Origin of the sequence: Marinifilum flexuosum (genome assembly GCF_003610555.1) — a bacterium.
GTDB lineage: Bacteria > Bacteroidota > Bacteroidia > Bacteroidales > Marinifilaceae > Marinifilum > Marinifilum flexuosum.
In genome coordinates, this window is record NZ_RAPQ01000008.1 from 2,352,393 (window position 1) to 2,379,300 (window position 26,908).

Consider the following 26,908-nt stretch of genomic DNA (forward strand, 5'->3'; position numbering starts at 1 on the left):
TAAGGTGCAGGGCACCGCAGTATGTAATACCAATACTACTCCATGTGCTATTTATGCCCGCTTCATTTCTACCCAATATCTAAAATAACCATATCCACCCAGCACAAGGGTTCCGATAAAAGTTAGCCCGTTGGATAAAATTCCAAAACTAATTCCTGCATTGGCATCGAGCTGATAGGCCAAAAATAATTGTAGCAAAAAGAAATGCGTGGTTCCTATTCCGCCCGGACTTGGTAGTGCCCATCCTAATCCGCCAATAAATAAAATTACCACGGCAAAGAAGATCGAATATTCCGATGTTTCAGGCAAACATAGCAAGTAAATGTAATTTAGAATTACCAGTGTCATCCAAATTAAGAGAGTAAGTAGGATAAACTTGAATCTCTTTTTTAACAACAAACCTTGTTTTAGTGATTCAAACATGCTTTGCAAAAATCCCACAACTTTCTTGATAATTGGTTTCTCTGATTTTTTAAGTCTTTTAAGACTAACCAAAAACAAAATAACAAAGAGAATTAAAAAGATTGGCAAGACATAGATGTAACGATATCCGTAAATGTGTGAAATGCCACCAATGGTTGAATCAATAATTCCTTGAAGTCTTTCCAATTCGATAAAGAAAATGCATAAAATTCCCAACCCCAGTATTAATAAGTCATATGCACGTTCAGCCATTACACTTCCCATGGAAACAGCCACCGGAACTTTCGAGTTTTTTTGAAGTGATGTACAACGGATGATTTCGCCAAGTTTAGGCGTGAAACTATTTACGAAATATCCCAAAAGGAGTGAGGTAAATACTTTATCGGATTTAGGAGTTTCGCCTGCCTCTTCAATTAATAGTTTCCAACGCAATGCTCTTAAGTAAAAGACTAAAAACAGGCATAGAAAACTCAGAAAGATGAAAAAATAATCGGCTCCTGCCAAACTCTCCCATACAGGCCCTAATGGCTTTTCGTGTAGGGTAAGAAAAAGGAATACTGCTCCGATAATTACACCAGATAGGTTTTTAAATATGCTTTTTATATTATTTATCATCTATTAAAATTTCAATTGTAATTAGAGGAGAAGCAAAAATATAAATTATTTTTTCCTCACGGTCCAATAGGCAGCCTTTATCCAATCCTTTATTTGTGTATCGAAATCTTCTGGCTCCGCTATTACAAGCCTATGAAGCACTCTGTTTTTAGATATTCGCTTGCAAAAGATTACAGGGAAAACATCTTCATCCTGATGGAGTTGATATTCCAATACGAGTCGATCTTTTTTAGGGTAAACCGATAAGAAATTTGCGCCAATTTTAAACTGAATGCAGGTTTTTAGGTACAAAACCTCAATGTTTTCAAATGTTTTTACATACTCTTCCAATTGAACAAAGGTAGCCACTACACAATCATTCATTTTATTGGTATGAGTTTCTTTATCGGTGATATAACACGAATGATATTGATTGGGTCCGGGAAGAATTCGTTTACAATTGGGGCAAGTCCAAGGCATACTTACAATTCAATAATTTTTGGAAAGATACAACAAATCTTAATTTAAGGTCGAACTCAGATTAATTTAGATCTGACCTACCCAAAGCAATTTGTTGCATGCTATTGTTGATCCTTTTTAAAGCATCTTGAATGCTCTCTTCGGGCTTTATAACGTTGCTTTTTCCCCAAAAAGTAGGATCATAGATTGTTCGGTGATTGGAGAAAATGGTTGTTGGTGTTATGGATTCTCTGTATTTAAATCGAACAACATCCTCTGATTTTATATTTGTGGTTGCCATCTCGAATGAAGTGGAGAAATAACTAGAGAACAATTTCTTTTTATTTTTCACTTTGAATTTTAGACTCCCCAAAGCGTGATTCAAATAATATTTTCCGTTGATGTCGCGATAGCTAACAGCATAATTTACCATGGTTGGTTTTGCCTTGGTTTTTGAACTGCCTTTTACAATGAATCGGTTTTTTAACTCATTCAGTCTATACTTTTCGTAACCAAATTCGGCTCGAATGATGGCCAGGTTATTAGTTTCAATAAACAACCTTCCTTCCAATAAAGGTTCACTCAGTTTGGGTCTTGGTTCAAACTCAATAATGTATACCGAACGATTGTTGTATGTACTGATATCCACTAAACGATAATTGTACAAATGAGTATAATCTTCGCTAAGAAATTCTGGTAGATTCTTTACAATATCTAATTGTAAACATCCTTGAATTCCACCCTTTAGTCGAAACGAAATGGTATCTAATCTGGTAACATCGTAAATTTTACGGCTCTTAAAAACTTTTACTCTTTCCAGCGCATTTTGGTTAGAATAGGAACTTTTGTAAATATCCAATACCGATTCCAGATAAATCATGTATTTGTTATTTTTCATCACAGATTCTCGGTAAAAAGATGTTAAGTTCGTTGATTTTTGAGGATAGTTTTTGTGTATGTTATGCACGGCTGCACGAACCAAAGCCAAAGGATCATTATTACGAATAATTACTTCTTGAAGGGAAATAAAATCTTCTTTGAGTTCCACTTCAATTTGATTTTTCTTCAAATTAGAAACAACAATTTCATTATTCTGATATCCAACATATGAAAATACCAAGGTATCATTTAAGTTCTCTGAAGATATGCTTAGTGAGAATTCACCATCTTGGTTGCTTATGGTACCCACGTGCTTTCCTCTTATTCCAATACTGGCATATGGTAATGCTTTCTTTGAATTCAAATCTTTAACAATACCAGTTAATTTTCGGTAAGAAATGTATGGTATAATTTCCTTAGGAGGTGGAATATTTAATGCTTCTTTAACCGGAACAATAACAATGTGTTTTTTGGTAACATGAAAATTAAGGTCTTTGTCAGGGATTAATTTTCTTAGTACACTTGAAAGTTTTTCATTTTTGATATTAACGTTCAGAGGCTTGCGATCTTTAAAAAGGTTGGCGTTGTAGGTGAAATAGCATTGTGCTTTTTGTTCAATGCTATCTAGTGCATTTTCAATGGTTGTTTTAGATAAATTTAGGTTTATCTTTTTATCCAATAAATGAATTTGAGCTTTGGTATTAAAGCATAGAAATAGCAGAATGAAAAGTATTGTATTTTTTTTCATTGAGTACTTTTGATATGTTTTAATACTGTCCATAAGTAATTAAATTCCTTTTTTCAATATGATGGTTTGACCTTTTTTCTCATATGTCAAATTAAATGACATACAGATATTATTTAAAACATGACTAAGCGATTCCTGATTGAAAGTGGTATTAATTTTCTCTTTTGCAATTTCATCGCTTTCAAATTGAATTTGAACGTGATAAGTTCTTTCAATTACTTTGGCAACTTCTTTTAGTTCCATTCTTCTAAAAACCATCTTTTGCGTTTTCCACGATAAGTAATTGTCATCGTTCATTAAGCTTTTGCTTAGTAAGCTTTCTTTCAAAATCGCAAAATCACCTTTTTCAAGTATAACCGATTCTTTATTGTTGATCTCGGAAAATTTAACTTTACCAGATTTAACCAGAACTTCAACTTTGTCATCCTTGGCAATTACATTAAAAGATGTTCCCAATACTTTAATTTCGGCATCTTTTGCTGTAATAATAAAGGCTTTGTTTGGGTTTTTAGCAATATTAAAAAAAGCTTCACCTTCCAGGCTTACATTTCTGGTGTCATCATTAAAATTTCTTGGATAAACCAGTTTGGCTTCTCCGTTTAGAGTAATGGTTGAACCATCTGCAAGCACAATGGATTTATTGCTTTCATGGGCTTTCGAAATAAAAGTTTGATAAGGCGATAGGTATTCATTGTAAACTTTGTTAGAAATCAGACCTAAGCCAATTACTACAATAATCATTGCTGCAAACTGAAGAACTCTCTTGGCATTAAGAATTATCTTTTTGCCACTCTTCTTATTCGTAATTTGGTCGTTTACTTTGTTCCAGGCAATATCAGCATTGTATTGCTCTCTGATGTGCATTACATCTTCAACCAAACCCAAATCCTTTTCTGATGCTGCAATAATTTGAGCATATTCGGGGTTCGAATCAATCACCTTTTTAAAGGCTGCCTTTTCTTCCTCACTCATTTCTCCGCTTAAATACTTCGAAATGATTTCCCATTCAATGTTATGTGATGTTTCGTTCTTCATTTTATTTTAAAGCACAATAATACTAACGTAATCTTTTAAATTTTTGCGAAATGCCTTTAATGCTTTTCCCATATTGGCTTCAACAGTTTTTACCGATATGGAAAGTTTGTCAGCTATTTCATGATATTTTAATCCTTCAAATCTACTCATTTTAAATATTTTACTGCATCTTTCTGGAAGATTTGATAGTGTGTTTTGTATAATGGTTTGAATTTCCTTTTCCTCCAAGCTATGATTTGTGGCTGAATCGTTAATTCTGGTGTTTTTTAAATGATCTTCGTATTGGTTTCTAATTCCTTTTTTTCTTAAGTATTGCAAGCTATTTAAGTAGGTTGCTTTGTACAAATAAGCTTTGAAAGAGGTATGAATTTTTAGTTTCTTTCTATCTTCCCAGACTTGGCAAAATAGATTTTGAACAACTTCTTCTGCTTGATCTGGATTTTTGACAAATTTTACCGCATAATGACATAATAGTGGATAATAAAACTTAAATAATTTTTCAAACTCTTCAATATTGCCTTTTTGGATGCTTAATAATATGGTGTTTGTATCTTCCGACATTCTTGTTTTCGTATTCCTGATATATTAGTTTAATAATTTTCTAATATAGGATATTTAGTTATTAATTCCTTAAGATATGTTTAATTTAAAAGTGTGTTTTTTTGATGTTTTCTTAAGGAATTAATGGAAAGAACCACATTTACTCTTTGTTATCCCCAAATAAAGAGTTTGTAATTCTTTCCATTATTAGTGCTTTATCAGTTAATAGTAGGTTAAGCTATTTATTTAACGAGCTTTTCTTTTTAATTTTCGAATTGCTGCCTCAATAGATTGATCTGGTTCAATTGTGTTATGGGCGCCCCAGAAATTCTTATCAGCAAAGTTTCCAATTTCATCAACCATTACTTGATTTCGTTTGAATTTTTCATGTCGATTGAATTTAATAACATTGGAATCATCTCTGTCAGTAATTGCAATTTCAGTCATTGCTTTGTAGTTGGTATTGAATAATTTTCTTTTCCAATTACATTTGAAATTGATTTCTCCTCGAGCATAGTTGAAATACCATTTGCCTCCATTTTCATGATAATTCACGATATAATCAGCAGAGGTTGGAGTTATTTTAACACCTATTGGTTTTCTTCGAATAAATAACCTGCTTGCTTCTTCTGGATTATCAAGATTTAAGCTGAATTTTGCACTAGTCAATGCCAGGTTTTCAGTTTCCACATAAAGTAATCCATAGTATAGAGGAATGTCAACATCTTCCTTTTGAATAAAATCAATTACGTAATGTAATTTCCCATTAATCTGTGTGATTGATTTTAAATTGAACTTATAGCTTTGGCTAAAGTCTTCGGAAAGCAAGTTGTAAGGATTTTTAATTACATCAAGTAAGAGTGCTGTTGCAGGTCCACCTTGTAGTTTAAAAAGAAGAGTGTCCATTTTCTTAACATCTTGGCTTTTTCTTCCTTTAAAAACCTGTACCTGGTCTGATTTGGCTTGCTTATAGCCTGATTTGTGAATGTTAACAATCGCTTCAGATATTGCTACATAGTTTCTGTTTTTACGAACAGTTTCTCTGTAGAATCCTTCCATCATATTGGGCGTTGTTGAGTAGTTTTCACCTACCTTCTTTAAAATTCTTCTGACCAATTGCTCAGGATCCAAAGGATAAATATTGATTTCATTTAGAGGAACAACGGCCATTTGAAGTTGTAATACATTTTTCTTAGGTTTTAATGATTTGATATCAACTTCTAGATTTTTGTATCCAACATGGCTGATCTCAATTTTACTAACAGGTAAGCCTTTAGCAATTTTTAGTAAGAATTCGCCTTCATTGTTTGACACAGTGGCTACATTAACACCTTTTACAGCAATTGTTGCAAAAATTAGAGGATCTTTAGAATCCTTATCTTGTATTTTACCTTTATACACATTGTATTTTAAGGTATCAATTACATGCTGTACCTTATTCTTTTCTTTCTTCTTTTTTTTCTTCCATTCTCCTGCTGATACAGAAATGGATGACAATAATAAAAATGCCGAAAGTAGAATGGTAATTTTTGAAATAAAATTTGTTCTCATGGCAAAATGTTTTTATCTGTTTATATTATTGTTGTTTATATGGAATTACGATCGTTCAATTTCCTGTTTCTATTACTATGATGCATGAGTTTGAGTTTACCCTATTAAAAACTTCTATTTTTTTTAATTTGTGAGTAATTAACTTCAGTTCATACATGTAGGTTATTAATAATAAGTAATGCATAGACATTTCGGATTTTATAAGTAATTTTAGTTTGATTCATTAAGCAAATAATTATTTAAATTAATATGAAAGTAGATTTCTGTAAAGAGGAACTGGTTTTAAAAGTTTACCCGACTATTGGAGGGTGTTTTCAAGAAGGATGGAATGTTTTGAAGAATCATTTTTTGATTCTGTTGCTGGCAGTTATTCTTGCAGCGTTACTCGATATTCCAATGGGGTATAAGCAATACATGGAAAATGTTGATGATTCTTATTCAGTGGGGATTTCTTTTTTCAATTTAATTGGATTCATTTACTATGTGATGATCATTACACCATTTAATTATGGTTTTGATTGGATATATTTAAATGCAGCCAGAAAGAAAGAGCCGCAATTCGAAGAAATACTTTCAGGCTTTAAAAAATACCTGGTAGTTATTTTGAGTCATTTGTTGGTGATCGGTATTACCGGCTTTGGGTTTATTTTGCTGATTATACCAGGTATATATCTATTGTGTAAATTGGTTTTTGTGCCTTATCTGGTTATGGATAAAAACGTTGATCCAATTCAAGCTGTAAAGCTAAGTTATTATCTTACCAAAGGTTACTTCTGGACCATTCTGGGAATGGGTATTCTATCGTTCTTTATTATAATTCTGGGTGTTATTTGCCTTGTTGTAGGTGTGTTTGTTTCATTGGTTTGGGTACACTCAGCCTTTGCGGTTTTATACAGGGCAGTTGATGAATTACATTTCAAAGAAGCTTGTGAATTAGCTGGAGTAAAAATAAAGGAATAATAAAAAAGCCATCACATTTGATGGCTTTTCTTATACAATTACAGATTTAACTGTTTCGACATTTCAAGCATTTTAACTATTGGAGCTTTGGCATTCTCCATGATATCATCGGGAAGGATGATTTCTGGTTGTTCATTTTTAAGAGCCAAATAAATTTTCTCCATGGTATTTAACTTCATGTATGCACAATCGTTGCATGAGCAAGTTTCATCAGCAGGAACAATTAAAAATTCCTTTTCAGGTGAATCTTTTTTCATTTGATGAAGAATTCCTGTTTCGGTAGCAACAATAAATTTCTGAGCATCGCTGTTTTTGGTATATTTCAACATAGCCGTTGTAGATCCAACAAAATCAGCAAGCATTAAAACAGGCTGAGGACATTCTGGATGAGCGATTAAAGTTGCATCAGGGTTTTCAACTTTCATTTTCATGATTTTTTCTGCTGAAAGAATATCGTGTACCTCGCAAGTTCCATCCCATAAAACCATATCTCTACCAGTTACTTCATTAATGTAACGACCTAGGTTTTTATCTGGTGCGAATATTATTTTCTGATCTTTAGGCAATGACTCAACCAATTGTACAGCATTTCCTGATGTGCAAATTAAATCAGAAAGGGTCTTTATTTCTGCACTACAATTAATATAAGAGATCACCATGTGATCGGGATATTTTGCTTTGAATTTTGCAAAATCACTTGCAGGGCATGATTCTGCCAATGAGCATCCAGCTTCCAAATCAGGAAGAAGAACTTTGGTATTAGGATTAAGTATTTTTGCAGTTTCGGCCATAAAATGAACCCCCGCAAATAAAATAATATCTGCATCTACTTCAGTTGCCTTTTGTGCAAGTGCCAGGCTATCACCTTTAAAATCCGCAATTTCCTGAATATCCGGAGTTTGGTAATAGTGTGCTAAAATAACTGCATTCTTTTCTTTTGCCAGTTGAAGAACTTTCTCTCTCATCAAATTTTTCTTTGCTATAAAGTTGTATAAATACAGATGCAAATATCTTTAAATTCTTGAGAAATCCAAGAGGAGTCAGATTATTTTAACAGGTTCTTAAAAATTAAGCAGAGGGCAGAGTAAATAGAAATGTACTTCCTTCACCTAATTTGCTTTCCACTTTTATCTGTCCTCCGTTATTTTCTACAAATTCTTTGCAAAGGAGTAATCCCAATCCTGTACCTTTTTCTCCTGCTGTACCCGATGATTTATATTTCAGGTCAATTCTGAATAGTTTGTCTATGTTCTCTTTATCAATTCCAATGCCTTGATCTATGATTTGAATTTCATGAAAATCGGTGTGTGGAATAACCCTGATCGAAACCTCGCTGGTATTATGAGAAAATTTGATTGCATTATTAATCAGGTTTCTTAAAACAGAACTACACATGTTCCGATCTGCTTTCACCCTTATTTCTTCAGGGCAAAATTTAGTGAGATTGATCTGTTTTTTATCTGCTGAAGCTTCGTATAGACTTAATGTGTCTGATATCAATTCACACAAATCAAATTCACTTGGTTCAAAATCAATTTTTCCGGTTTGTGAACGTGACCAGGTAAGAAGATTTTCTAATAAATTGAAAATATGCTTTACAGATTCATGAATTTTTCGAATGCCAATTTGTTTTTCTTCCTCTTCAACATGTTCGTAATTTTCATGAATCATCTCACTAATCGAAAGTAAGCTGGTAAATGGATTTTTTAAGTCATGAGATATAATTCTAAAAAACTTGTCTTTGGTGGCAACCAGCTCTTTAAGGTTTTGTTCCGATTCTTTAAGATTTTTATTGGCAGTTTTAATTTTCTCGTTTTGTGCACTGAGTAGTTTATTGGTCTTAATGTTTAAAAGATAACCATATACAAAAACGATGATACCACTAGCAATCATTACCAAAAGAAGAATAAACCACCAGGTCATGTAAAATGGGGGATGAATGATGATTTGCAACTCTTTGGGAGTTTCGCTCCATTTTCCGTAAGGGTTTTGTGCAATTACCTGGAAACTATATTTGCCAGGCGAAAGGTTAGAGTAGGATGCAAAATTTCTTTTCTCAGAATACACCCATTTTTTTTCCAGGCCTTTAAGTCGATAGGCATAATTAACCTTGTCGGGAGAAAAGTTTGACAAGGTTGAGAATTCAAATGAAATGAATCGATGCTCATAATCCAATTCGATTGAATCAGTAAAGGCAATGCTTTTTGAAAAACCATAGCTGTCGTTTTCTTTGTTATAGGATATTTTATTGCCTTTTGAAATTGCTGGAAGAACATTTACTGGCTGACCATGAATCTCGAATTTTGTGAGCACAGCATCATACAATGCATCTTCTGTAATTTCTTTATCAGGATTGATAATATTTAATCCATAAACTCCACCAAAATAGAACAAGCCACTTTTTCCTTTGTGGAATGCACCTCCATTAAATTCATTGCTTTGCAATCCGTCATGAACATCAAAATTGTTACAAGAATGGTTGTTTAATGAGAACTTACATATTCCGGAATTGGTGCTGAGCCACAAATTGTTTTTGTTGTCGGGAAGAACTCCATAAATTACATTATTTGGTAAGCCGTGTTCTGTTCCAAAATGTTCAAATTGCTGAGTGTTGGGATTGAACTTGTTTAATTTGTTGTTCGTGCCAATCCACAAAGTTCCATTTTTCTCTTCGTAAATTGAGAATACCACATCGTCTGAAATTGTGTTTTGAGAATTGTTGGTGTAGGTATAGCTTTTGAATGATTTTGACTCTTTGTTGTATACATTTAAACCTCCGCCATAGGTTCCTACCCAAATGTTTCCTTTGGTATCCTCGAATATTACTGAATAAACAAAATTGTGGGAAATGCTGTTGGGATCATTATCCGAATGTTTGAATTGTGAGAATTTCTCTGTTTTTGGATCAAGCAGATTTAAGCCATTTTGTGTGCCAACCCACAGTAAACCTTCGCTGTCCTCAAAAATCACACGAACGGAATTGTTGCTAATCGATTGCTTGTTGTTTGAATTATTGGTATAGTATTTTCTTTTCCCATTTGAAGGATTATAACGGATCAGACCGTCGCCATCAGTACCTATCCAAATCAGGCCTTTTCGATCTTCATAAACTTTACGAATGGCTTTATGCGGAAGCTTTCTGGATTGTCTAAAATCATATCTGATAAAGGTATCTTGACTTACCTGATATTGTGTAAGACCTTGGTTGTTTGTTCCTATCCAAACATTAGCGTCTTTATCTTCGCAAATAGACCAAATAAAATTACCTGGTAAACTATTTAAATCTAAAGGATCGTGTTTTAATAAATCGAATTTGTGCAATTGAGGATCGTAGATGCTAATACCCGCTCCAAAGGTTCCAATCCAAATAACTCCATTTTTATCTTCGTAAATGCAATTGATGGAGTTTTCAGATAAACTTTGAGAATCTGCAGAGTTGTTTTTGTAGTGGTATTTTTTCTGTTCCCTGGTATCCAATCGAAACAATCCTGAACCAAATGTGCCAAACCATAAATTGTTGTTGTTATCAATTATTAGTGGTTTTTCCGTATTAATGGAAAGACTATTTGTTGATTCGAATGATTTTACTGACTTTTTAAAATGTGCAGCATCTTTAGGTTTATAGAGCAGTGCGTTATTGGTAGAAATCCATATCGTGGAGTCTTTATCGAATATGATTCTTTCCACTTCAATATCTTTAAGGAAATGTTGGTGTTTGGCTTTTAGATTTTTATCGAGAAGATAAAAACCATTGTTGGTCCCAACCAAAATGGATTTAGGGGTTTGAACTAAGGTCGTGATTTGAATGCTATCCTGACCATCAGAAAGTTTCTCTTTTGTGATTTGATTGGATTTTTGACTGTATGAGTACAATCCGACATCTGTTGCGATTAAGATGATATTGGAATTGATCTGGAGAATACCATTAATCCTTGATGAAATGATTGGTGAATTTTTAATACTGATGGAACTTAACTTTTCAATATCAATGCAATTGATACCATTTAAAGTGCCAATCCACAAACGCTTATGAGAATCTTCATACAAATGTGTAATGGTGTCGTTTGTTAAAGCTTTATTGACTCCTAAGCCTCTAAATTGTGTAAATTGTTCATGAACAGGATCAAATTGAGTGAGTCCGCCTTGAGAGCCAAGCCATAATTTTCCTTTGCTATCTTCATAAATATGCTCTATCCATTTGTGAGTTATGGTGTTTAAATCATCGGGATTGCTTCGATAAATCACAAAGTTTTTGCCATCGTATCGGTTTAAACCATCTTCGGTTCCAAACCACATGAAGCCTTTAGAGTCCTGAAAAATGCAGTAAACGGAACTTAGTGACAGACCATCATTAATTGTAATACGTTTAAATCGAATGTTATTTTGTTGAGCGAAAACATTGCCAAATGACAACAAAATAATAAGGAGCAGCAAAAATGTTTTTTGGTGGTTCATGTTGGGTAAATCTGGGTTAATCAATCCACAACAAATTAATGAAAAAAGTTCTTTTTACGTAATTTATAAAATTAAAGATTGTTAAATCAGCTATTTGGTATAAAATACCGTTCCAGATTCAAAATTTATTGTGTTTTGTGAGAAGAGAAAATTACTTTTACCTTTTTAAATCTTAATGTTAGAAAAGAACCTGAGAGAGAATGTTAGAAATTTGTTGTTATTCTGTGCAATCGGCAATAATTGCTGAACAATCTGGTGCCAACCGTATTGAATTGTGTGCTGGTGTTTATGAAGGTGGTACAACACCAAGTTTGGCTACAATACAATTGGTAAAAGAAAAAGTAGACATCCCCGTACATGTTATTATTAGACCTAGAGGCGCCGACTTTTGTTATTCGGATGTTGAATTTGAATGCATGAAGAAGGATATCCTATCTTGTAAAAAAGAAGGTGTAGAAGGTGTTGTATCAGGTATTTTGCTTGCCGATGGAAAAATTGACATCGAGCGAACCAAAGAACTGGTTGATTTGGCAAAACCAATGAGTTTTACCTTTCACAGGGCATTCGATATGGTTGAAAATCATACTGAGGCATTGCAGGAATTAATGGAAATGGGTGTCGACAGAATCCTTACTTCGGGTGGGATGCAAACTGCAGAAGAAGGAATCGACTTATTGGCAGAATTGGTAGAAAAAGCAAAGAATAGAATCATCATAATGCTTGGTAGCGGGGTAAACGAAGATAATATAGGCAAACTTCGAGATGTAACAGGAGCCAGGGAGTTTCATTGTTCTGCCAAAAGGCTGGTAAAGAGTAAAATGGAATATCAGAATCCGAATATCAATATGGGAGGAGAGGGAAGTATTCCCGAATTTGAATATTACGAAGCAGATTCTGAGAAAATAAAGAAGGTTTTAAGCAAGCTTCAAGTATAATAAAAACTTTCATGATGAAATGCGAATCACCAACAGAAATGAAACTTTGCGTGTCGCGATAGCTATCGGGAGTGTAATTTTCTTATTGTGTGATTGTGGAATTAGAACTATGCGTCAGTGCATTATTGTGTTGTCCATTGAATTTTACAACTTTTCTACCTTTCCACTATTCAAACTTTTCAAGACTTTCAGAATAAAAAGAGCTGTTTCAATCATGAAACAGCTCTTTTTATTGGTTTGAAAACTTTTAGTTGAATTCAGTATTTTAGTACAGGTCTTTGGCAAAACTTCCTTCCCCTTTATTGCCTAGTAACAATTCTTCAACTGTAGCTGCAATATCGGCAAAAGTAGCTCTGGTACCCAGATTAACATTCTGTTTGATGTTTTTACCATATACCATTACGGGAATGTATTCCCTTGTATGATCGGTTCCTTTATAGGTTGGATCACAACCGTGGTCTGCTGTTAAAATTAAAATTTCGTCTTCTTTTAGTTTTTCCTGAATTTGTGGCAGGTACTTGTCGAATTCTTCCAAGGCATCTTTGTATCCTTCAGGATTTCTTCTGTGCCCGTAAACCATGTCAAAATCAACAAGGTTGGTAAAGATTAATCCTTTTGAATCCTCTTCAAGAGCAACAAGTGTTTTTTCAATACCATCAACATTGTCTTTGTTGGTACCTCTTGAATCGGTGATTCCTTGTCCTGCAAAAATATCTTTGGTTTTACCAATTCCAATTACATCCAAATTGTTCTCTTTTAAGCGATCAAGAACGGTTGGTTTTGGAGGCGTAACCGAATAATCATGACGGTTGGCAGTACGAGTAAAGTTGCCTTTTCCGCTTCCCAGGTATGGACGAGCAATTACACGAGCTACTGGTTCATGCTCAGAACAAATCTCTAAAGCAATTTCACAAGCTTTGTATAACTCTTCCAAAGGAATTACTTCTTCGTGTGCTGCAATTTGAAATACAGGATCCGCAGAGGTATAAACAATCCAATTTCCTGTTTTCATTTGCTCATCGCCATATTCATCAAGAATTGCTGTTCCCGAAGCTGGCTTGTTTGCCATTACTTTTCTACCGGTTCGTTCTTCGAATAATTTGATGGTTTCCTCAGAAAATCCATTGGTATAAGTAGGGAACGCTTTTTCTAATTTCACACCAGCAATTTCCCAGTGGCCAGTAGTTGTATCTTTACCTTTCGATGCTTCAGCTGCTTTTCCATAAGCTCCATTGGCATTATTTTCAGGCTTAACACCTTCAATATCGATGATGTTACCTAAACCAAGTTTTTGCATGTTTGGCAGCTTGATACCTCCGCAATGTTTTGCAATATTTCCGATGGTGTTCGATCCAACATCACCAAATTCTTCAGCATCTGGCAAATAACCAACACCTGCGCTATCCAATACTACGATTGTAGCACGTTCAATTTTTGGAATCATAAAGTATAATGTTTTTATGTATTTCGAAAAATACAGATGATGGGTTGTTTTTGTAGTGCTGCAAAGATAGGGGATCAATTAGTAATTAACAATTAATATTGAATAATATTAGAGCAAGGCGGTCAGCAGTCAGCTTCAGGTAACAAGTAACAAGCGAAATGAATTCAAATCCCAGTTAATGCTAATTACTAATTGTTCATTATTCATTGTTTACTGTTCATTGCTCATTGCTCATTGAAAAAAAGATCCCCCAAACGCGAACGCCCGGGGGATGAAATATTGAAGGTTTATATAGACTTATACCTGATACATTTTCTCACGTTGCTCTTTAATCTTCTCGCTTGTAATGTAATCATCGTAATCCATCAACTTATCGATAATTCCATTAGGAGTTAATTCGATAATACGTGTACTTACGGTTTGAATAAACTCGTGGTCATGAGACGACATCAATACAGTTCCACCAAAGTTGATAAGCGCATTGTTGAACGATTGAATCGACTCCAAATCCAAGTGGTTGGTTGGAGTATCCAAAATCAACAAGTTGGCGTCTTTTAGCATCATTCTAGATACCATACAACGAACTTTTTCACCTCCTGAAAGAACGTCCGCTTTTTTGTAGATATCCTCACCAGAGAACAACATTTTACCCAAATATCCACGCAAGTAAATTTCGCTGGTATCATTAGAATATTGTGCCAACCAATCAATCAAAGTAAGTGGTTCCTGGAAGAAGCTTGAGTTATCCAATGGCAAGTAGGCTGGAGTAATGGTAACTCCCCATTCGTATGATCCGCTATCCGCTTTAGTATCTCCGTTGATGATATCAAAAAGAGAAGACATAGCACGTGGATCTTTTGAAAGGAATACCACTTTTTCTCCTTTTTCGATGGTGAACTCTACATCTTTAAATAAGGTTTCGCCTTCGATGCTTTTGCTCAATCCCATACATGAGAAAATCTTATCACCAGCTTCGCGTTCCTGTTGGAAAATAATACCTGGGTAACGACGAGTTGATGGCTGAATGTCTTCAATGTTTAGTTTCTCTAACATCTTCTTACGAGAAGTTGTTTGTTTCGATTTTGCAACATTGGCACTAAATCGAGAAATAAACTCTTGAAGCTCTTTCTTCTTCTCTTCAGCTTTTTTGTTCTGCTGTGCCTGCTGACGAGCTGCCAACTGACTAGACTCGTACCAGAACGAGTAGTTACCAGAGAACATCTTAATTTTTCCGAAGTCGATATCTACAATATCCGTACATACCGAATCCAAGAAGTGACGGTCGTGAGATACAACAATCACAGTATTGTTAAAGTTGGCCAAATAATTTTCCAACCACATTACAGTTTCAAGGTCAAGATCATTGGTAGGCTCATCCAGAAGCAAGTTATCAGGGTTACCGAAAAGTGCCTGTGCAAGCAACACACGTACTTTCTCCTTACCACTTAATTCCTTCATGCTTTTGTAGTGAAATGCTTCCTTAATGCCAAGACCACTTAAAAGTTCGGCAGCATCGCTTTCAGCATTCCAACCATCCATTTCGGCAAATTTTTCTTCCAACTCAGATGCTTTAATACCATCTTCTTCCGAAAAATCAGGCTTGGCGTAAATGGCATTTTTTTCCTGCATGATGGCCCAAAGCTCAGCATGTCCCATCACTACTGTATCCAGAACCGTAAATTCGTCGAATTCGAAGTGGTTCTGCTTAAGAACAGCCATTCTTTCACCTGGTTCCATCATTACTTTTCCTGTAGTAGAATCTAATTCTCCCGAAAGGATTTTAAGGAAAGTTGATTTACCAGCACCATTAGCACCAATAACTCCATAACAGTTGCCTGGAGTAAATTTTATATTAACATCCTGGAAAAGGGGTTTTTTCCCGAATTGAATTGATAAGTTTGAAACTGAAATCATTTTATCTAGACCATTTATTAATTCAGGGCGCAAAATTAGTAATTATTCTCTTTAATAAAACATATAAGCCATGAAGTTTTTGTAAATAAATGGTTCGCATAAAAGTAAAGACGTAGCACGCTACGTCTCTACTAGTTATAAATGAATACTATTTTATTGATGAGATATCGATTCCTCTACATAGATTTTTTCGGCATTTGGCACTGTAAACCTAAATGTTGTTCCGTGCCCTTCTTCACTTTCTACCCAAATTTTACCATGATTTCTCTCGATAAAATCCTTACATAGTATCAAGCCCAAGCCATTTCCTTTTTCTCCGCGCGTTCCACTACTTGTAGTATCCAACTCAAAAATGTGGGAAATTGCTTCATCGGATATTCCAACACCACTGTCTTCTATATAAATCTCGGTGTGATCTTCTTTCATTTCTGCCCCAAGTACAATTAAGCCACCTTCGGGCGTAAATTTTAAGGCATTGTTTAAAAGGTTACGTACTACGGTTTCCAACATTGGTCGGTCGGCATATACAAAAAGATTTTGCGATAGTGATAATTCCAACAAAATGTTTTTTTGTTGAGCACCAGTTTTATAGATTTCCAAAATGCCAGACAAAAGTTTCTTGACAGGGATAACTACAGGTGTAAAAGGCAATTTGCCAGATTGATTCAATGACCAAGACAAAAGGTTATCGGTGAGGTTAAGAACTCTTGTTACGCATTCGTTCAAATCTTGGCTGGTTTCATCTAATTCGTGATATCTTCCTTGCCTCAAAAGAATTTGTATTAAATGGGATATGCCCGATACCGAAGCCAAAGGGGAACGCAAATCATGAGAGATGATTTGGAACAGTTTATTTTTGGTTTGGTTCGACACTTTTAATTCTTTGTTCCTGCAATCAAGAAGTTCTTTCGACCACTCAATTCGTGATTTTTGTAGGCTAAGTAATCTTGTTAGTTTTTTGTTACTGTAATACGAATAGACTATAAATCCGGCATAAGCTGCAATTAGTATCAATATAACAACTAGGCCATTACGTTGCATAGCCTTATTATTGTTCTCTTTCTTTAGCAAAGCAATTTGCGCTTCTTTCTTTTCTGCTTCGTATTTGGCCTGAATCTCGGTTACCTGTTTTAAACTCTCTTTGTTAATCAAACTATCTTTAAGCTGATCGTATATTTCCCAATAACGCAGGGCGCTATCCGCCTGGTGTTGATGGGTTAGGATATGAAATATTCTGGATGCACTATTTTTTTGATAATCAATATGTCCAATTTCTTTTCCTAATTCATAAGCTCTTTTGCTATAGTTTAATGCATCATCTAAATTTCCCATTACATAATGGGCTTGAGATAGTCCATTTAAAGAGGTGATGATTAAATTCTTGTTCCCTATTTTTTCCTTTAATTGTAAACTCTGTTTTTGGTAATCGATAGCCATGGCGTATTGCTTCATTTCCAGAAAACATGCACCAATGTTGTGATAGGTTTGCGCCAGACGATATTTGTTGGGTTTTGCTTTAAGTACATCTAAGTTTTTCTTGTGGTAGTTTAAGGCTTCCTGAAATTTATTTTGGATGGAATAGATATTGGCGATATTTGTATTTGAATGGTAAAGAGTAGAAGTTATATTATTTCTTGAACTTACGTCAATAGATTTTATATAATAATTTAATGCATTTTTATAATCTTTTAAGTTTTTATATACAAGGCCCAAATTGTTATAAACGCTTGCGAGCATCTTCATTTGTTTCTCATTATTAAAATAATGAATACATTTAAAATAATCTATTAAGGCCAAATCATATTTTTCAAGATTATTGTAAATATTTCCTCTGTTAAACAGAGCTTTATTAATACCAGCAGAATCTTTACTTGTTTTATAATGATCTAGTGCCTCTGTGTAATATTTTAAAACTTTCTTATTGTTTCCTCTTCTTTTATGAACTAATCCAATTCTTATTAAGGCATCTCCGGCACCAGAATGGTTATTAACTTGATTCGCAAGTTCAAGACATTTTTCTGAATAAAACAATGCTTCATTAAGGTGTTTTCTGTAGTTTTTTCCGGTCCAATCGTTTAAGAATTTGATCTGTTCATGAACATCTTGTATGGAATCCAATTGTCTATCTACAAACGAATTGTTTTGACCAAATGATTGTATGGTGAATGCAAGTATGAATGTAAAAAGAAGTAGTTTTTGCATAGTATTAAAATGATTAGCAAAAACTAAGATATGAAAAACTGTAATTATATCAGCAAAAAGAAATGAAAATAAAAATGGACATTAGTTTATTCCTAATGTCCATAAATTTTTACAAGTAAGATTTCTAATTGTTAAGGAACTTCTCCTATAGCATCATCATAATCCACATCCGTTCTGTTGTCTTCTTCAGGATTACCACCGAATACTTTGTTTAGTTCTTCATTGGTCAATTGTTCTTCGAAAAAATTCATAAAATTTTAATTTTAATTAAATAAAGCCTAAATATATATATATATATAGCAGTGCTTTACAAAATTTAACCAACTTTTGGAGGAGTATAAATAAAAACGGACATTGATTAGTCAATGTCCGTTCTATTTTTAATGAAAAAATTACTTAAAGAATTTCTTCTTCAGCATCATCATAATCCACATCCGTTCTGTTGTCTTCTTCAGGATTACCGCCGAATACTTTGTTTAGTTCTTCATTGGTCAACTGTTCTTCGAAAAAATTCATAAAATTTTAATTTTAATTAAACAAAGCCTAAATATATATATAGCAGTGCTTTACAAAATTTAACCAACTTTTGGAGGAGTATAAATAAAAACGGACATTGATTAGTCAATGTCCGTTCTATTTTTAATGAAAAAATTACTTAAAGAATTTCTTCTTCAGCATCATCATAGTCCAAATTTGTACTATTGTCTTCTTCAGGATCTAATCCGCCTAATACTTTGTTTAGTTCTTCATTGGTCAATTGTTCTTCGTAAAAATTCATAAAATTTCAATTTTAATTAAGCAAAGCCTATATATATATAGCAGTGTTTTACAAAATTGAATAAGCTTGTATGTATAAATGTTATAACAATAATCGAATAAAACTGTATTATAAATCTGCTTAATTCACTGTCAATTTAATACTAAAAAAAAATTAGATTGTATACAGATTAAAAAAAAAGGGCTGTTTCAACTAATTTGAAACAACCCTAAAAGTTCTTATGAAGAAAACATCAAATGTTATGGGACATCAACTTGAGCATCATCATAATCCACATCGGTTCTGTTGTCTTCTTCAGGATTGGCCATCAATGCGGTATCTACCATTACCATGCTAACGGTTTTAACTTCATCGGTTGGGCCTTGTTCCAATGGCACTGAGAATTCAGCGATTTCGGTTCCAACACCACCATTAGAAGTAATGGTTGCCGTAACTGCCCAAAGCTTTTGGCCATCTTTTTCAATTTCTCCTTGGCTAAGCGTATTTAAAGCATAGCCTTTTGGTACCGATACGACCGAATTTAGTGTGTAAACTCCATTTGATGCAGACTTGATCAAATTCACATAGGGTTTTAGTAATTTCATATGGCAATTATTTTAATTGTACAATAAATCAATTTTGAAATTAGCAAAAAAGTACCAATCAACCAATAAATTTCATACATAAATTTATTTCATGATAATGATTTTTTTGAAGCTCAATATTCTAGCTAACCTAACTTTTTAAGATTTCTTCTATTTCTTTCAATTCGAAAATTTCAAAGTGTAGGTTGTTTACACTATCGATATTCTGATCGAGTTGAGCAACCGAACTAGCTCCAATCAGAACAGAGCTTACACGTTCATCTTTCAATAGCCATGCAATGGCCATTTGTGCCAGACTTTGACCTCTTCTTTCTGCCATTTGGTTTAAGGCTTTTACCTTATCAATTGCCTTATCGGTAATCTGCTCTTTTTGTAAGAATCCGTGAGATTTGGCTGCTCGTGAGTTTTCCGGAATTCCTTTTATGTATTTGTTGGTGAGCAAGCCTTGTGCAAGAGGCGAGAAGACGATTGAACCAATTCCATCTTTTTCGATCTGATCCAGCAAGCCATCTTCCACCCAACGATCGAACATCGAATACCTTGGTTGATGAATCAGGCATGGTGTTCCCAATTCACGCAAAATTCTCGCTGCTTCGCGGGTTTGATCAGGAGAATAGGATGAAATTCCTGCGTATAATGCTTTGCCCTGGCGTACCACATGATCCAAAGCCATCATGGTCTCCTCAAGTGGCGTATTGGGATCTGGTCGGTGCGAGTAGAAGATATCCACATAATCCAAACCCATTCGCTTTAAACTTTGATCGAGACTTGCAATTAAATATTTTCGCGATCCCCATTCACCATAAGGTCCTGGCCACATGTGATAACCAGCCTTGGTAGAAATGATCATCTCATCGCGGTAATGATTCATGTGTTCACGAAGAATCTTACCAAAGTTTTCTTCTGCCGAACCAGGAGGTGGTCCGTAATTGTTTGCCAAATCGAAATGAGTAATTCCTCTATCGAATGCTCTGAATAGTATTTGTTTGAAATTATCGTATAAATCGACATGTCCGAAATTGTGCCATAATCCTAATGAAATGGCTGGCAGCAATAATCCACTTCTTCCACATCTTCGGTAAGGCATATTTTCATACCTATCTTCACTTGCTTTGTGCATTTTTTTGTAGTTTGATGAAGCTTGAAGATAAGGATAAAGTCTAATAGTACAACAGTTAAACTGTCTAAAAGTAGAACAGTCGAACCGTCCCATAGTCGAACTGTCGAACTGTTGGACTGTTGAACAGTTTGACTTTAAGATAACTGTTTCTTCAAAGAGAAGAAAAACTCTGTACCACCTTCTTTTCTTGCTTTAACAAAAATGCGTCCCTTGTGAAAGCCTACAGCATTTTTAACAATGGATAAGCCCAGTCCGGTGCCGCCCATTTTTCTTGATCTTCCGTTATCGGCACGGTAGAAACGTTCAAAAATTCTTGGCAAATGATCCTCCGAAATGCCAATTCCATTGTCATGATAGGAGAAGTAATGGTAGTTGTTATCCTCAAAGTAATTTTCTACCACGATGCTTGCTCCTTCGCCAGCATATTTAATTGAGTTATCGATCAGGTTTCTAAAAACAGAATCCAACAATTCAGAATTGCCTTTGATGTTTAAATCTTCAGGTATATGAAGCTGGATGTCCATTTTAGCATGTTCCAATTTTAACTCAAAATCATCCAACATTTCATTCAACAGCTTGCCAATACTAACATCACCAATAGTAAACAGTTGTTGAGTTTCTTCCATTTTGGTAAGCACCGAAATGTCCTGAATTAAATTCGATAAGCGGTTGATTTGCACGCAGGATCGTTCAATGAACAGAATCTTTTTATCCTCGGGCATATCCGGATTGTCCTTAATGGTTTCTAAAAAACCAGAAACAGCAGTAACAGGAGTTTTAAGCTCATGCGCAATGTTCAGCGTCATTTCTTGCTTTATGGTTTTCTCGTTTTCCGATTTGGTAATATCGTTAATCGAGATTTCGAAATTGCAATCGGGGAAAACCACAACCTGGTATAAAAACATTTTATGGCCCACGGTAACTACATTTTTCGAGCTAATGATATCAACATTAGGGATGTAGTTTTTCTCCAGTTTTTTAATGTTTGATTTAATAAAATCATTAATCTCTTTCAGTTCGGGCAACTCGAATATTTCCTCGTAGTTATGCGTTGAAATGTTGGACAGGTAATTGATATAATCGATAAAATGACTGTTCCACAAAATTAAGTTCCTGTCTTTATCAAAAATCGCTACACCTTCCTGAGCAATCTGAAGGTGCATAATTAGCTTTTCCTTTTCTTTTACCAGGTCTTCCTTGGTTTTGCTCAACTTGTTGTAAATCTTTACAATTTGATGGCTAATTTCTCCTAATTCTGTTTTTCCAAAATTCTCATGTGGATCAATAGGTCGGTTTTTGGCAGCATTAATGGCAAATTTGCGAAGCTTGGCAATGGAGTTACCAAAATGCTCTGTTGCATAAAGCAAGAACAGAATGGTTACGCCAAATAATGCGATTAGGAAATAGAAAAACAGCTTGTTGGCCTTTAAAAAAGAGACTACACTTTCGTTGTAGGGTAGTGCAGCCCTTACAAAGTGGGTGTAGTAATGCTTTGAATAATAATAATAGGTTTGTCCTGTTGATCCTGATAATCGGATGTTACTTCCTTTGTTCGCATGAATCGACTTTTGAACTTCAGGTCGATTGCTGTGATCGTCAAGTCGATCTATATTGTCAATATCAGAATCATAAACAACATTACCATCTCGCAAAATAACGGTCAATCGTATATTGTGGTCTGGCATCAAGCTTCTTAATGAATCAATCTCAAAAAATTCCTTTTTGGGAATTAAGTCTTTCTGTCTGATTAACTCTTGAACCTGTTCGGTGTAAATATTCAGCGCATACTCTAACTTTTCTCTTCGGTAGGCAATCTCCTGGTTGTATTGGAAACCACCAATTAGCATTGAAAAAACCAATACAATCAAAAAGAAGTAAACAAATAAGCGCTTCTTGTATTTTGATCCGGAGTTAGGAAAGTTTGTTGTCATGTGTAAAAACGAATTAATCTATTTTAAACGAGGATCAAAATAATATCCATACCCCGATTTGGTTTTAATTAAATTGTGATATTCTCCAATTTTCTTTCTGATTCGTCGTACATTTACATCAACCGTTCGATCGCCTACAAAGGTGTCGCCCTCCCAAATTTTATTCATGATTTCATCACGAGAGTAAATTCTTCCTGCATGGTTTAAAAGCAGGTGTAAAATTTCAAACTCCGTTTTGGTCAAACCTACATCAATATTGTTGATCGTAACTTGTTTCGATTCTGGAATCAATCTCAAATTTTCATATTCGAAACCAGATTCCTTTTTCGATTCAGAGAAAACACGTTTGCAAATTACATGAATTCGAGCAATAACTTCCTTTACAGAAAAAGGTTTTGCAACATAATCATCAGCTCCTGCTTTAAATCCTAGCAGTTTGTCGGTTTCACTCCCTTTGGCAGTGATAAACAGTATGGGTTTATCCTCCAAATCGGGATTGCGACGAATAATTTTAGCCAATTCCAGACCTGAGATTTCTCCCATCATAATATCTAAGAGGAAGAAATCATATTTGCTCAAGTCCAATTGTAATGCCTGTTCCGATGAAAAAGCTATATCTGCTTTAAAACCTTCTTGTTCGAGATTGTATTGCAGGATTTCACACAAATCCTCTTCATCATCGACTACTAATATCTTTAAATCCTTCATTTTTTGGAAATCTTTCTGAGTTTTTTGAGCTTATTTATTTTAGTAAAGTGTATAGTATTCAGATATTAAAAGTTCCCAGAGAGATTTTATGGTTTATTGCTTACTGATCACAGGTAATTGTTCACCGATTAATCTTCATCAGAGATGTCTTTGTGACGCAAGTCGATTCCTTGCTGATAATAGATGGAAGCTTCGGCAATATTGGTTGCATTGTCTGCAACTCTTTCAATACTGCTTAAGATATTTCCAAAGTTCAGTAAGTTGTACATGTCATTCTGGTCCACGCCTTCAGGAGTTTCCTTTCTTACCATTCTCTTCATTAAATCAGATCTCATTTCATCTACAAACTCATCATTTTTAATGGTCCAAATGGCATATTCCATATCATTGTCTTCGAATGATATTAATGCTTTACGTACCATTTTTTCACTTATCGATAGCATGTTTAGTAATGAATCGCGATGTTTTTCAGGAATAAATGGTGGTTCCATATGTTCGATGTATCGCAATACATTATTGAGTTGGTCTCCAATGCGCTCCATAAATCCAATCATCCTGAAGTAGGAGACAAGCAAACGCAATTCACTTGCCATAGGCTGTTGTAATCCCATGGTTATAATGATATTATCACTCATTTTAATCTCCAGATTGTCCAGTTTATCTTCGTTGGATTTGAACTTTTCAATCCTTTTGGCATTGATGATATCAAGGCCATATGATACTACCTCATCCATAATTTCAAATTGTTCCTGAAGGATTAGCTTCATTTTACTGAAATCGGAATGTAGCTTATCGAATTTTTTATCTTTTTTGATTGACATTTTAAATTAATTACGAATTAATAATTAGGAATTACGAGTCATGTAAATGATGGATCAACCAAATTTACCGGTTAGATATTCTTCGGTGCGCTTGTCTTTAGGTGTGGTAAACATTTGCTTGGTCTTGCCATATTCTACCAACTCTCCCAGGTACATAAACATTGAGTAGTCGGAGATACGTGCTGCCTGCGACATGTTGTGTGTTACCAATACGATGGTAAAGTCTTTCTTCAATTTTACCAGCAAGTCTTCAATTTTAGAAGTTGCAATAGGGTCAAGTGCCGAAGTAGGTTCATCCAGCAAAATAATGTCAGGAGTATAAGCCAAGGCACGTGCAATGCACAACCTTTGCTGCTGTCCGCCAGATAAGAAAGTTCCTCGGTTGTGAAGTGTATCTTTTACCTCGTCCCACAAGCCAACTTCGCGAAGAGACCTCTCTACAATCTCATCTTTTTCCGATCTTTTTAGCTTAATTCCATTCAGGTTAAAACCTGCAATTACATTGTCGTAAATGCTCATGGTTGGAAATGGGTTTGGACGTTGAAACACCATGCCAATCTTTCTTCTCAATTGAATAGGATTCAGTTCGTAGATGTTTTCATCACCCAGGTAAACTCCACCTTTATTGTGAGTATTAGGATACAATTCGTGCATGCGGTTAATGGCTCTTAAAAGCGTACTTTTTCCGCATCCTGAAGGACCCATAATTGCTGTAATTTTGTTTTTTGCGATGCCAGCAGATACATTTTGTATTGCATACTTATCACCTCCGTACGAAACCGATAAGTCATCGATTTTTAAAACAGGAGATTCAATCTTTTCAATAGGATTCTTTATCACGACCTTCTCTTTATATTTTTGCTCTGTAGGCATTTGCTCTTGTTTTAGTATTGTACTTTCCATTTTCTTGCGATTGCTTTGGCTGATAAATTCAGACCTAAGATTAATAGTAATAGGAATAAGGAGGCACTCCATATCATATTTACCAGGTTGGGATCGTTGTAAAATTCCCAAACCAAAAGAGGTACAGCACTCGAAGGTTCTGTAATATTGGTGTTGATAACCGTACTTCCCAAAGCTGTAAGCATAAGAGGAGCTGTTTCTCCTGCAATACGTGATATTCCAAGGATTACTCCGGTAAGGATACCTGAAATTCCTGTTGGTAAAATCACTTTAAGGATTACCTTGTGATAAGGAACACCTAGAGATAAGGCAGCTTCCTTTAATGTTCCTGGAATCATTTTTAAGGTTTCTTCAGTTGAACGGACAATAGATGGCAACATCATAATCGATAAGGCAACACTACCAGCCAACGCAGAGAAGCCGCTGGTAACTGGTTTTACGATCCAGATGTAGCCGATTACACCCAATACGATGGATGGTACACCTTGAAGCATATCCACAATAAATCGAACCAAGCCTGCGAATTTTCCTTTGGCATTTTCGGCAAGGTATGTACCGCATATAATTCCCAGCGGGATAGCAATTAATGAAGCCAAGCCAACAATAATAAGCGTACCAACAATACCATTGGCAATACCACCAGGTATAATCTCATTGTTGGCTACTGCAATCATTGCTTCCATGGTATCCGGAGCCTCCTCGAAGATAAAACTGATGTTTAACTGACGATATCCCTTTATTGCCAATTGGTATAAAATCAGGAACAAAGGCACACCTGAAAGGAAAGCAAGGAAAATCATTCCATTGGTAAAGATCTTGTCTTTCAACAAGCGTTGCTTCATCTTCCTGTCTGATATTTCTGTAGAGATATTCATTTCTTGTATAAAAACCTTTTTTTTTATTAAATTTTTTGGTTTAGTTCCGATATGCATTTTTCAAATGTATATCGGTATTATAAAGGCTAAGCCGATAATTTTTTCATGATTAACTTTCCGATATAATTCACGATACCAGTGATGACGAAGAGGATCAATCCAATCTCGATAAGAGCAGTGTATTTTAAACCTTCTGCTTCGCCAAACTGGTTGGCAATTAAACTGGCCATGGTATTTCCCAAATCGAAAATTCCCGTCGGCATATTATTGGAATTACCAATCAGCATGGTAACTGCCATGGTTTCACCAATAGCTCTACCTAAGGCAAGTATGTAACCTGCAAATATTCCCGAACCTGCATTGGGAACAATTACGTTTCTAACCACTTCGAAGCGAGTTGCTCCAAGTGAGTAAGCAGCTTCTTTTAAACTACCTGGAACCATTGAAATAACTTCGGCACCAAGAGAAGAAGCATAAGGAATAATCATGATCGCCAGAATTACCGATGATGTGAATATTCCGAATCCTTGTGCATTAAGACCCAGTTCTGCAACCAAAGGTTTTAATGCGTAAAATCCCCACAATCCGTATACAACCGATGGAATACCAGCCAACAGATCAACTACCGATCTCAAAAAGGAAGGCAAGGCACCATCTTTAAAATATTCGCCTAAGAACAAGGAAATGGAAAAGGCGAAAGGAAATGTAATGATTAGTGCCAGAATGGAGGTTAGGAGTGTACCGATAATAAATGGCAAAGCACCATAAGATTCACGTCCTTCTGTTGGATCCCATTCTGTAGAAAATAAAAATCCAAACCCAAACTCTTTAAAAGAAGGGATGGAGCCAACAAATAGTGTAGCAACAATTCCCAGGGCAATCAGCACCATAAGAACACCACTGCTAACTAATAAATATTTGAAGATTTTTTCGCTGTTCATAAGATTTGAACGATTCTATAAATAATAATGAAATTCAATGGTTACTCTTTACTTTTACAATGTAGAGCAGACAATGATGAATAACATCTATAATTTTCAAGTTGAGTT

At 34.9% G+C, this 26,908-nt stretch carries 22 protein-coding genes; 2 read left to right on the forward strand and 20 right to left on the reverse strand.

The genetic code is table 11. From position 1 onward, the window contains the following. Positions 1-51: 51 nt before the first annotated feature. From BXY64_RS09540 to BXY64_RS09565, 6 genes are all read right to left on the reverse strand, one after another. Complete coding sequence (locus tag BXY64_RS09540) at positions 52-1,038, reverse strand: lysylphosphatidylglycerol synthase transmembrane domain-containing protein (RefSeq protein ID WP_120239644.1); 987 nt, start codon at positions 1,036-1,038, stop codon at positions 52-54. A gap of 45 nt (positions 1,039-1,083) precedes the next feature. After that, a complete protein-coding gene (locus tag BXY64_RS09545) occupies positions 1,084-1,497 on the reverse strand; it encodes a DUF5655 domain-containing protein (protein ID WP_120239645.1) in 414 nt (137 codons plus the stop codon). 61 nt (positions 1,498-1,558) lie between these two features. Beyond that, on the reverse strand, positions 1,559-3,103 hold the full coding sequence (locus tag BXY64_RS09550) for a carboxypeptidase-like regulatory domain-containing protein (protein WP_170150624.1): 1,545 nt from the start codon (positions 3,101-3,103) through the stop codon (positions 1,559-1,561). Positions 3,104-3,142: 39 nt separating this feature from the next. Next, the gene (locus BXY64_RS09555) at positions 3,143-4,138 is read right to left on the reverse strand and encodes a FecR family protein (RefSeq protein ID WP_120239647.1); all 996 of its coding nucleotides are present in this window, start codon (positions 4,136-4,138) and stop codon (positions 3,143-3,145) included. A 6-nt stretch (positions 4,139-4,144) separates the two neighbouring features. Then, a complete protein-coding gene (locus BXY64_RS09560; protein WP_120239648.1) occupies positions 4,145-4,699 on the reverse strand; it encodes an RNA polymerase sigma-70 factor in 555 nt (184 codons plus the stop codon). Between the two features lie 225 nt (positions 4,700-4,924). Beyond that, positions 4,925-6,229 carry a carboxypeptidase-like regulatory domain-containing protein gene (locus tag BXY64_RS09565; RefSeq protein ID WP_120239649.1) on the reverse strand — a complete coding sequence of 435 codons (1,305 nt, stop codon included), beginning with the start codon at positions 6,227-6,229 and terminating at the stop codon, positions 4,925-4,927. 249 nt (positions 6,230-6,478) lie between these two features. Here BXY64_RS09565 and BXY64_RS09570 point away from each other — a divergent pair, with 249 nt between their 5' ends. After that, positions 6,479-7,189 (forward strand): hypothetical protein, encoded by a 711-nt coding sequence (locus BXY64_RS09570; protein WP_120239650.1) that lies wholly within the window; start codon positions 6,479-6,481, stop codon positions 7,187-7,189. 38 nt (positions 7,190-7,227) lie between these two features. Here BXY64_RS09570 and nadA read toward each other — a convergent pair whose 3' ends face one another. Both nadA and BXY64_RS09580 read right to left on the reverse strand, forming a co-directional pair. Then, the gene (gene nadA, locus BXY64_RS09575) at positions 7,228-8,154 is read right to left on the reverse strand and encodes a quinolinate synthase NadA (RefSeq protein WP_120239651.1); all 927 of its coding nucleotides are present in this window, start codon (positions 8,152-8,154) and stop codon (positions 7,228-7,230) included. A 103-nt stretch (positions 8,155-8,257) separates the two neighbouring features. Continuing rightward, a complete protein-coding gene (locus tag BXY64_RS09580) occupies positions 8,258-11,644 on the reverse strand; it encodes a ligand-binding sensor domain-containing protein (protein WP_120239652.1) in 3,387 nt (1,128 codons plus the stop codon). A 200-nt stretch (positions 11,645-11,844) separates the two neighbouring features. On the opposite strand from BXY64_RS09580, the gene BXY64_RS09585 reads away from it, so the two are divergent. Continuing rightward, complete coding sequence (locus tag BXY64_RS09585; RefSeq protein WP_120239653.1) at positions 11,845-12,579, forward strand: copper homeostasis protein CutC; 735 nt, start codon at positions 11,845-11,847, stop codon at positions 12,577-12,579. 265 nt (positions 12,580-12,844) lie between these two features. Here the strand turns inward: BXY64_RS09585 and BXY64_RS09590 are convergent, their stop codons facing one another. From BXY64_RS09590 to pstC, 12 genes are all read right to left on the reverse strand, one after another. Next, positions 12,845-14,023, reverse strand: a complete 1,179-nt coding sequence (locus BXY64_RS09590) for a phosphopentomutase (RefSeq protein ID WP_120239654.1) — start codon at positions 14,021-14,023, stop codon at positions 12,845-12,847. A 297-nt stretch (positions 14,024-14,320) separates the two neighbouring features. Continuing rightward, on the reverse strand, positions 14,321-15,937 hold the full coding sequence (locus BXY64_RS09595; protein WP_110358831.1) for an ABC-F family ATP-binding cassette domain-containing protein: 1,617 nt from the start codon (positions 15,935-15,937) through the stop codon (positions 14,321-14,323). 153 nt (positions 15,938-16,090) lie between these two features. Beyond that, positions 16,091-18,139 carry a tetratricopeptide repeat protein gene (locus BXY64_RS09600; RefSeq protein ID WP_120239655.1) on the reverse strand — a complete coding sequence of 683 codons (2,049 nt, stop codon included), beginning with the start codon at positions 18,137-18,139 and terminating at the stop codon, positions 16,091-16,093. A gap of 655 nt (positions 18,140-18,794) precedes the next feature. Further along, a complete protein-coding gene (locus BXY64_RS21610; protein WP_262706509.1) occupies positions 18,795-18,917 on the reverse strand; it encodes a hypothetical protein in 123 nt (40 codons plus the stop codon). Positions 18,918-19,156: 239 nt separating this feature from the next. Then, positions 19,157-19,501, reverse strand: coding sequence for a hypothetical protein (locus tag BXY64_RS09605; RefSeq protein ID WP_120239656.1), 345 nt, complete (start codon positions 19,499-19,501; stop codon positions 19,157-19,159). Between the two features lie 130 nt (positions 19,502-19,631). After that, the gene (gene mgrA, locus BXY64_RS09610) at positions 19,632-20,621 is read right to left on the reverse strand and encodes an L-glyceraldehyde 3-phosphate reductase (RefSeq protein ID WP_120239657.1); all 990 of its coding nucleotides are present in this window, start codon (positions 20,619-20,621) and stop codon (positions 19,632-19,634) included. Between the two features lie 134 nt (positions 20,622-20,755). After that, the gene (locus BXY64_RS09615) at positions 20,756-22,552 is read right to left on the reverse strand and encodes a sensor histidine kinase (RefSeq protein WP_120239658.1); all 1,797 of its coding nucleotides are present in this window, start codon (positions 22,550-22,552) and stop codon (positions 20,756-20,758) included. 18 nt (positions 22,553-22,570) lie between these two features. After that, positions 22,571-23,260: a response regulator transcription factor gene (locus BXY64_RS09620; protein WP_120239659.1), complete on the reverse strand. Its 690-nt coding sequence runs from the start codon at positions 23,258-23,260 to the stop codon at positions 22,571-22,573. A 128-nt stretch (positions 23,261-23,388) separates the two neighbouring features. Beyond that, positions 23,389-24,081, reverse strand: coding sequence for a phosphate signaling complex PhoU family protein (locus BXY64_RS09625; RefSeq protein ID WP_120239660.1), 693 nt, complete (start codon positions 24,079-24,081; stop codon positions 23,389-23,391). Positions 24,082-24,135: 54 nt separating this feature from the next. After that, positions 24,136-24,984: a phosphate ABC transporter ATP-binding protein PstB gene (gene pstB, locus BXY64_RS09630; RefSeq protein ID WP_262706510.1), complete on the reverse strand. Its 849-nt coding sequence runs from the start codon at positions 24,982-24,984 to the stop codon at positions 24,136-24,138. Next, entirely contained in the window at positions 24,966-25,859 is an 894-nt protein-coding gene (gene pstA / locus BXY64_RS09635) for a phosphate ABC transporter permease PstA (RefSeq protein ID WP_211334446.1), read from the reverse strand. Before pstA ends, pstB begins: the two co-directional genes overlap by 19 nt. An 86-nt stretch (positions 25,860-25,945) precedes the next feature. Further along, positions 25,946-26,800 carry a phosphate ABC transporter permease subunit PstC gene (pstC, locus tag BXY64_RS09640; RefSeq protein WP_120239661.1) on the reverse strand — a complete coding sequence of 285 codons (855 nt, stop codon included), beginning with the start codon at positions 26,798-26,800 and terminating at the stop codon, positions 25,946-25,948. Positions 26,801-26,908 lie beyond the last annotated feature (108 nt).

Coding starts and splice junctions, on each gene's coding strand:
- BXY64_RS09540 (WP_120239644.1), bottom strand. CDS start 1,038: ATGATAAATAATATAAAAAGCATATTTAAAAACCTATCTGGTGTAATT.
- BXY64_RS09545 (WP_120239645.1), bottom strand. CDS start 1,497: ATGCCTTGGACTTGCCCCAATTGTAAACGAATTCTTCCCGGACCCAAT.
- BXY64_RS09550 (WP_170150624.1), bottom strand. CDS start 3,103: ATGAAAAAAAATACAATACTTTTCATTCTGCTATTTCTATGCTTTAAT.
- BXY64_RS09555 (WP_120239647.1), bottom strand. CDS start 4,138: ATGAAGAACGAAACATCACATAACATTGAATGGGAAATCATTTCGAAG.
- BXY64_RS09560 (WP_120239648.1), bottom strand. CDS start 4,699: ATGTCGGAAGATACAAACACCATATTATTAAGCATCCAAAAAGGCAAT.
- BXY64_RS09565 (WP_120239649.1), bottom strand. CDS start 6,229: ATGAGAACAAATTTTATTTCAAAAATTACCATTCTACTTTCGGCATTT.
- BXY64_RS09570 (WP_120239650.1), top strand. CDS start 6,479: ATGAAAGTAGATTTCTGTAAAGAGGAACTGGTTTTAAAAGTTTACCCG.
- nadA (WP_120239651.1), bottom strand. CDS start 8,154: ATGAGAGAGAAAGTTCTTCAACTGGCAAAAGAAAAGAATGCAGTTATT.
- BXY64_RS09580 (WP_120239652.1), bottom strand. CDS start 11,644: ATGAACCACCAAAAAACATTTTTGCTGCTCCTTATTATTTTGTTGTCA.
- BXY64_RS09585 (WP_120239653.1), top strand. CDS start 11,845: ATGTTAGAAATTTGTTGTTATTCTGTGCAATCGGCAATAATTGCTGAA.
- BXY64_RS09590 (WP_120239654.1), bottom strand. CDS start 14,023: ATGATTCCAAAAATTGAACGTGCTACAATCGTAGTATTGGATAGCGCA.
- BXY64_RS09595 (WP_110358831.1), bottom strand. CDS start 15,937: ATGATTTCAGTTTCAAACTTATCAATTCAATTCGGGAAAAAACCCCTT.
- BXY64_RS09600 (WP_120239655.1), bottom strand. CDS start 18,139: ATGCAAAAACTACTTCTTTTTACATTCATACTTGCATTCACCATACAA.
- BXY64_RS21610 (WP_262706509.1), bottom strand. CDS start 18,917: ATGAATTTTTACGAAGAACAATTGACCAATGAAGAACTAAACAAAGTA.
- BXY64_RS09605 (WP_120239656.1), bottom strand. CDS start 19,501: ATGAAATTACTAAAACCCTATGTGAATTTGATCAAGTCTGCATCAAAT.
- mgrA (WP_120239657.1), bottom strand. CDS start 20,621: ATGCACAAAGCAAGTGAAGATAGGTATGAAAATATGCCTTACCGAAGA.
- BXY64_RS09615 (WP_120239658.1), bottom strand. CDS start 22,552: ATGACAACAAACTTTCCTAACTCCGGATCAAAATACAAGAAGCGCTTA.
- BXY64_RS09620 (WP_120239659.1), bottom strand. CDS start 23,260: ATGAAGGATTTAAAGATATTAGTAGTCGATGATGAAGAGGATTTGTGT.
- BXY64_RS09625 (WP_120239660.1), bottom strand. CDS start 24,081: ATGTCAATCAAAAAAGATAAAAAATTCGATAAGCTACATTCCGATTTC.
- pstB (WP_262706510.1), bottom strand. CDS start 24,984: ATGGAAAGTACAATACTAAAACAAGAGCAAATGCCTACAGAGCAAAAA.
- pstA (WP_211334446.1), bottom strand. CDS start 25,859: ATGAATATCTCTACAGAAATATCAGACAGGAAGATGAAGCAACGCTTG.
- pstC (WP_120239661.1), bottom strand. CDS start 26,800: ATGAACAGCGAAAAAATCTTCAAATATTTATTAGTTAGCAGTGGTGTT.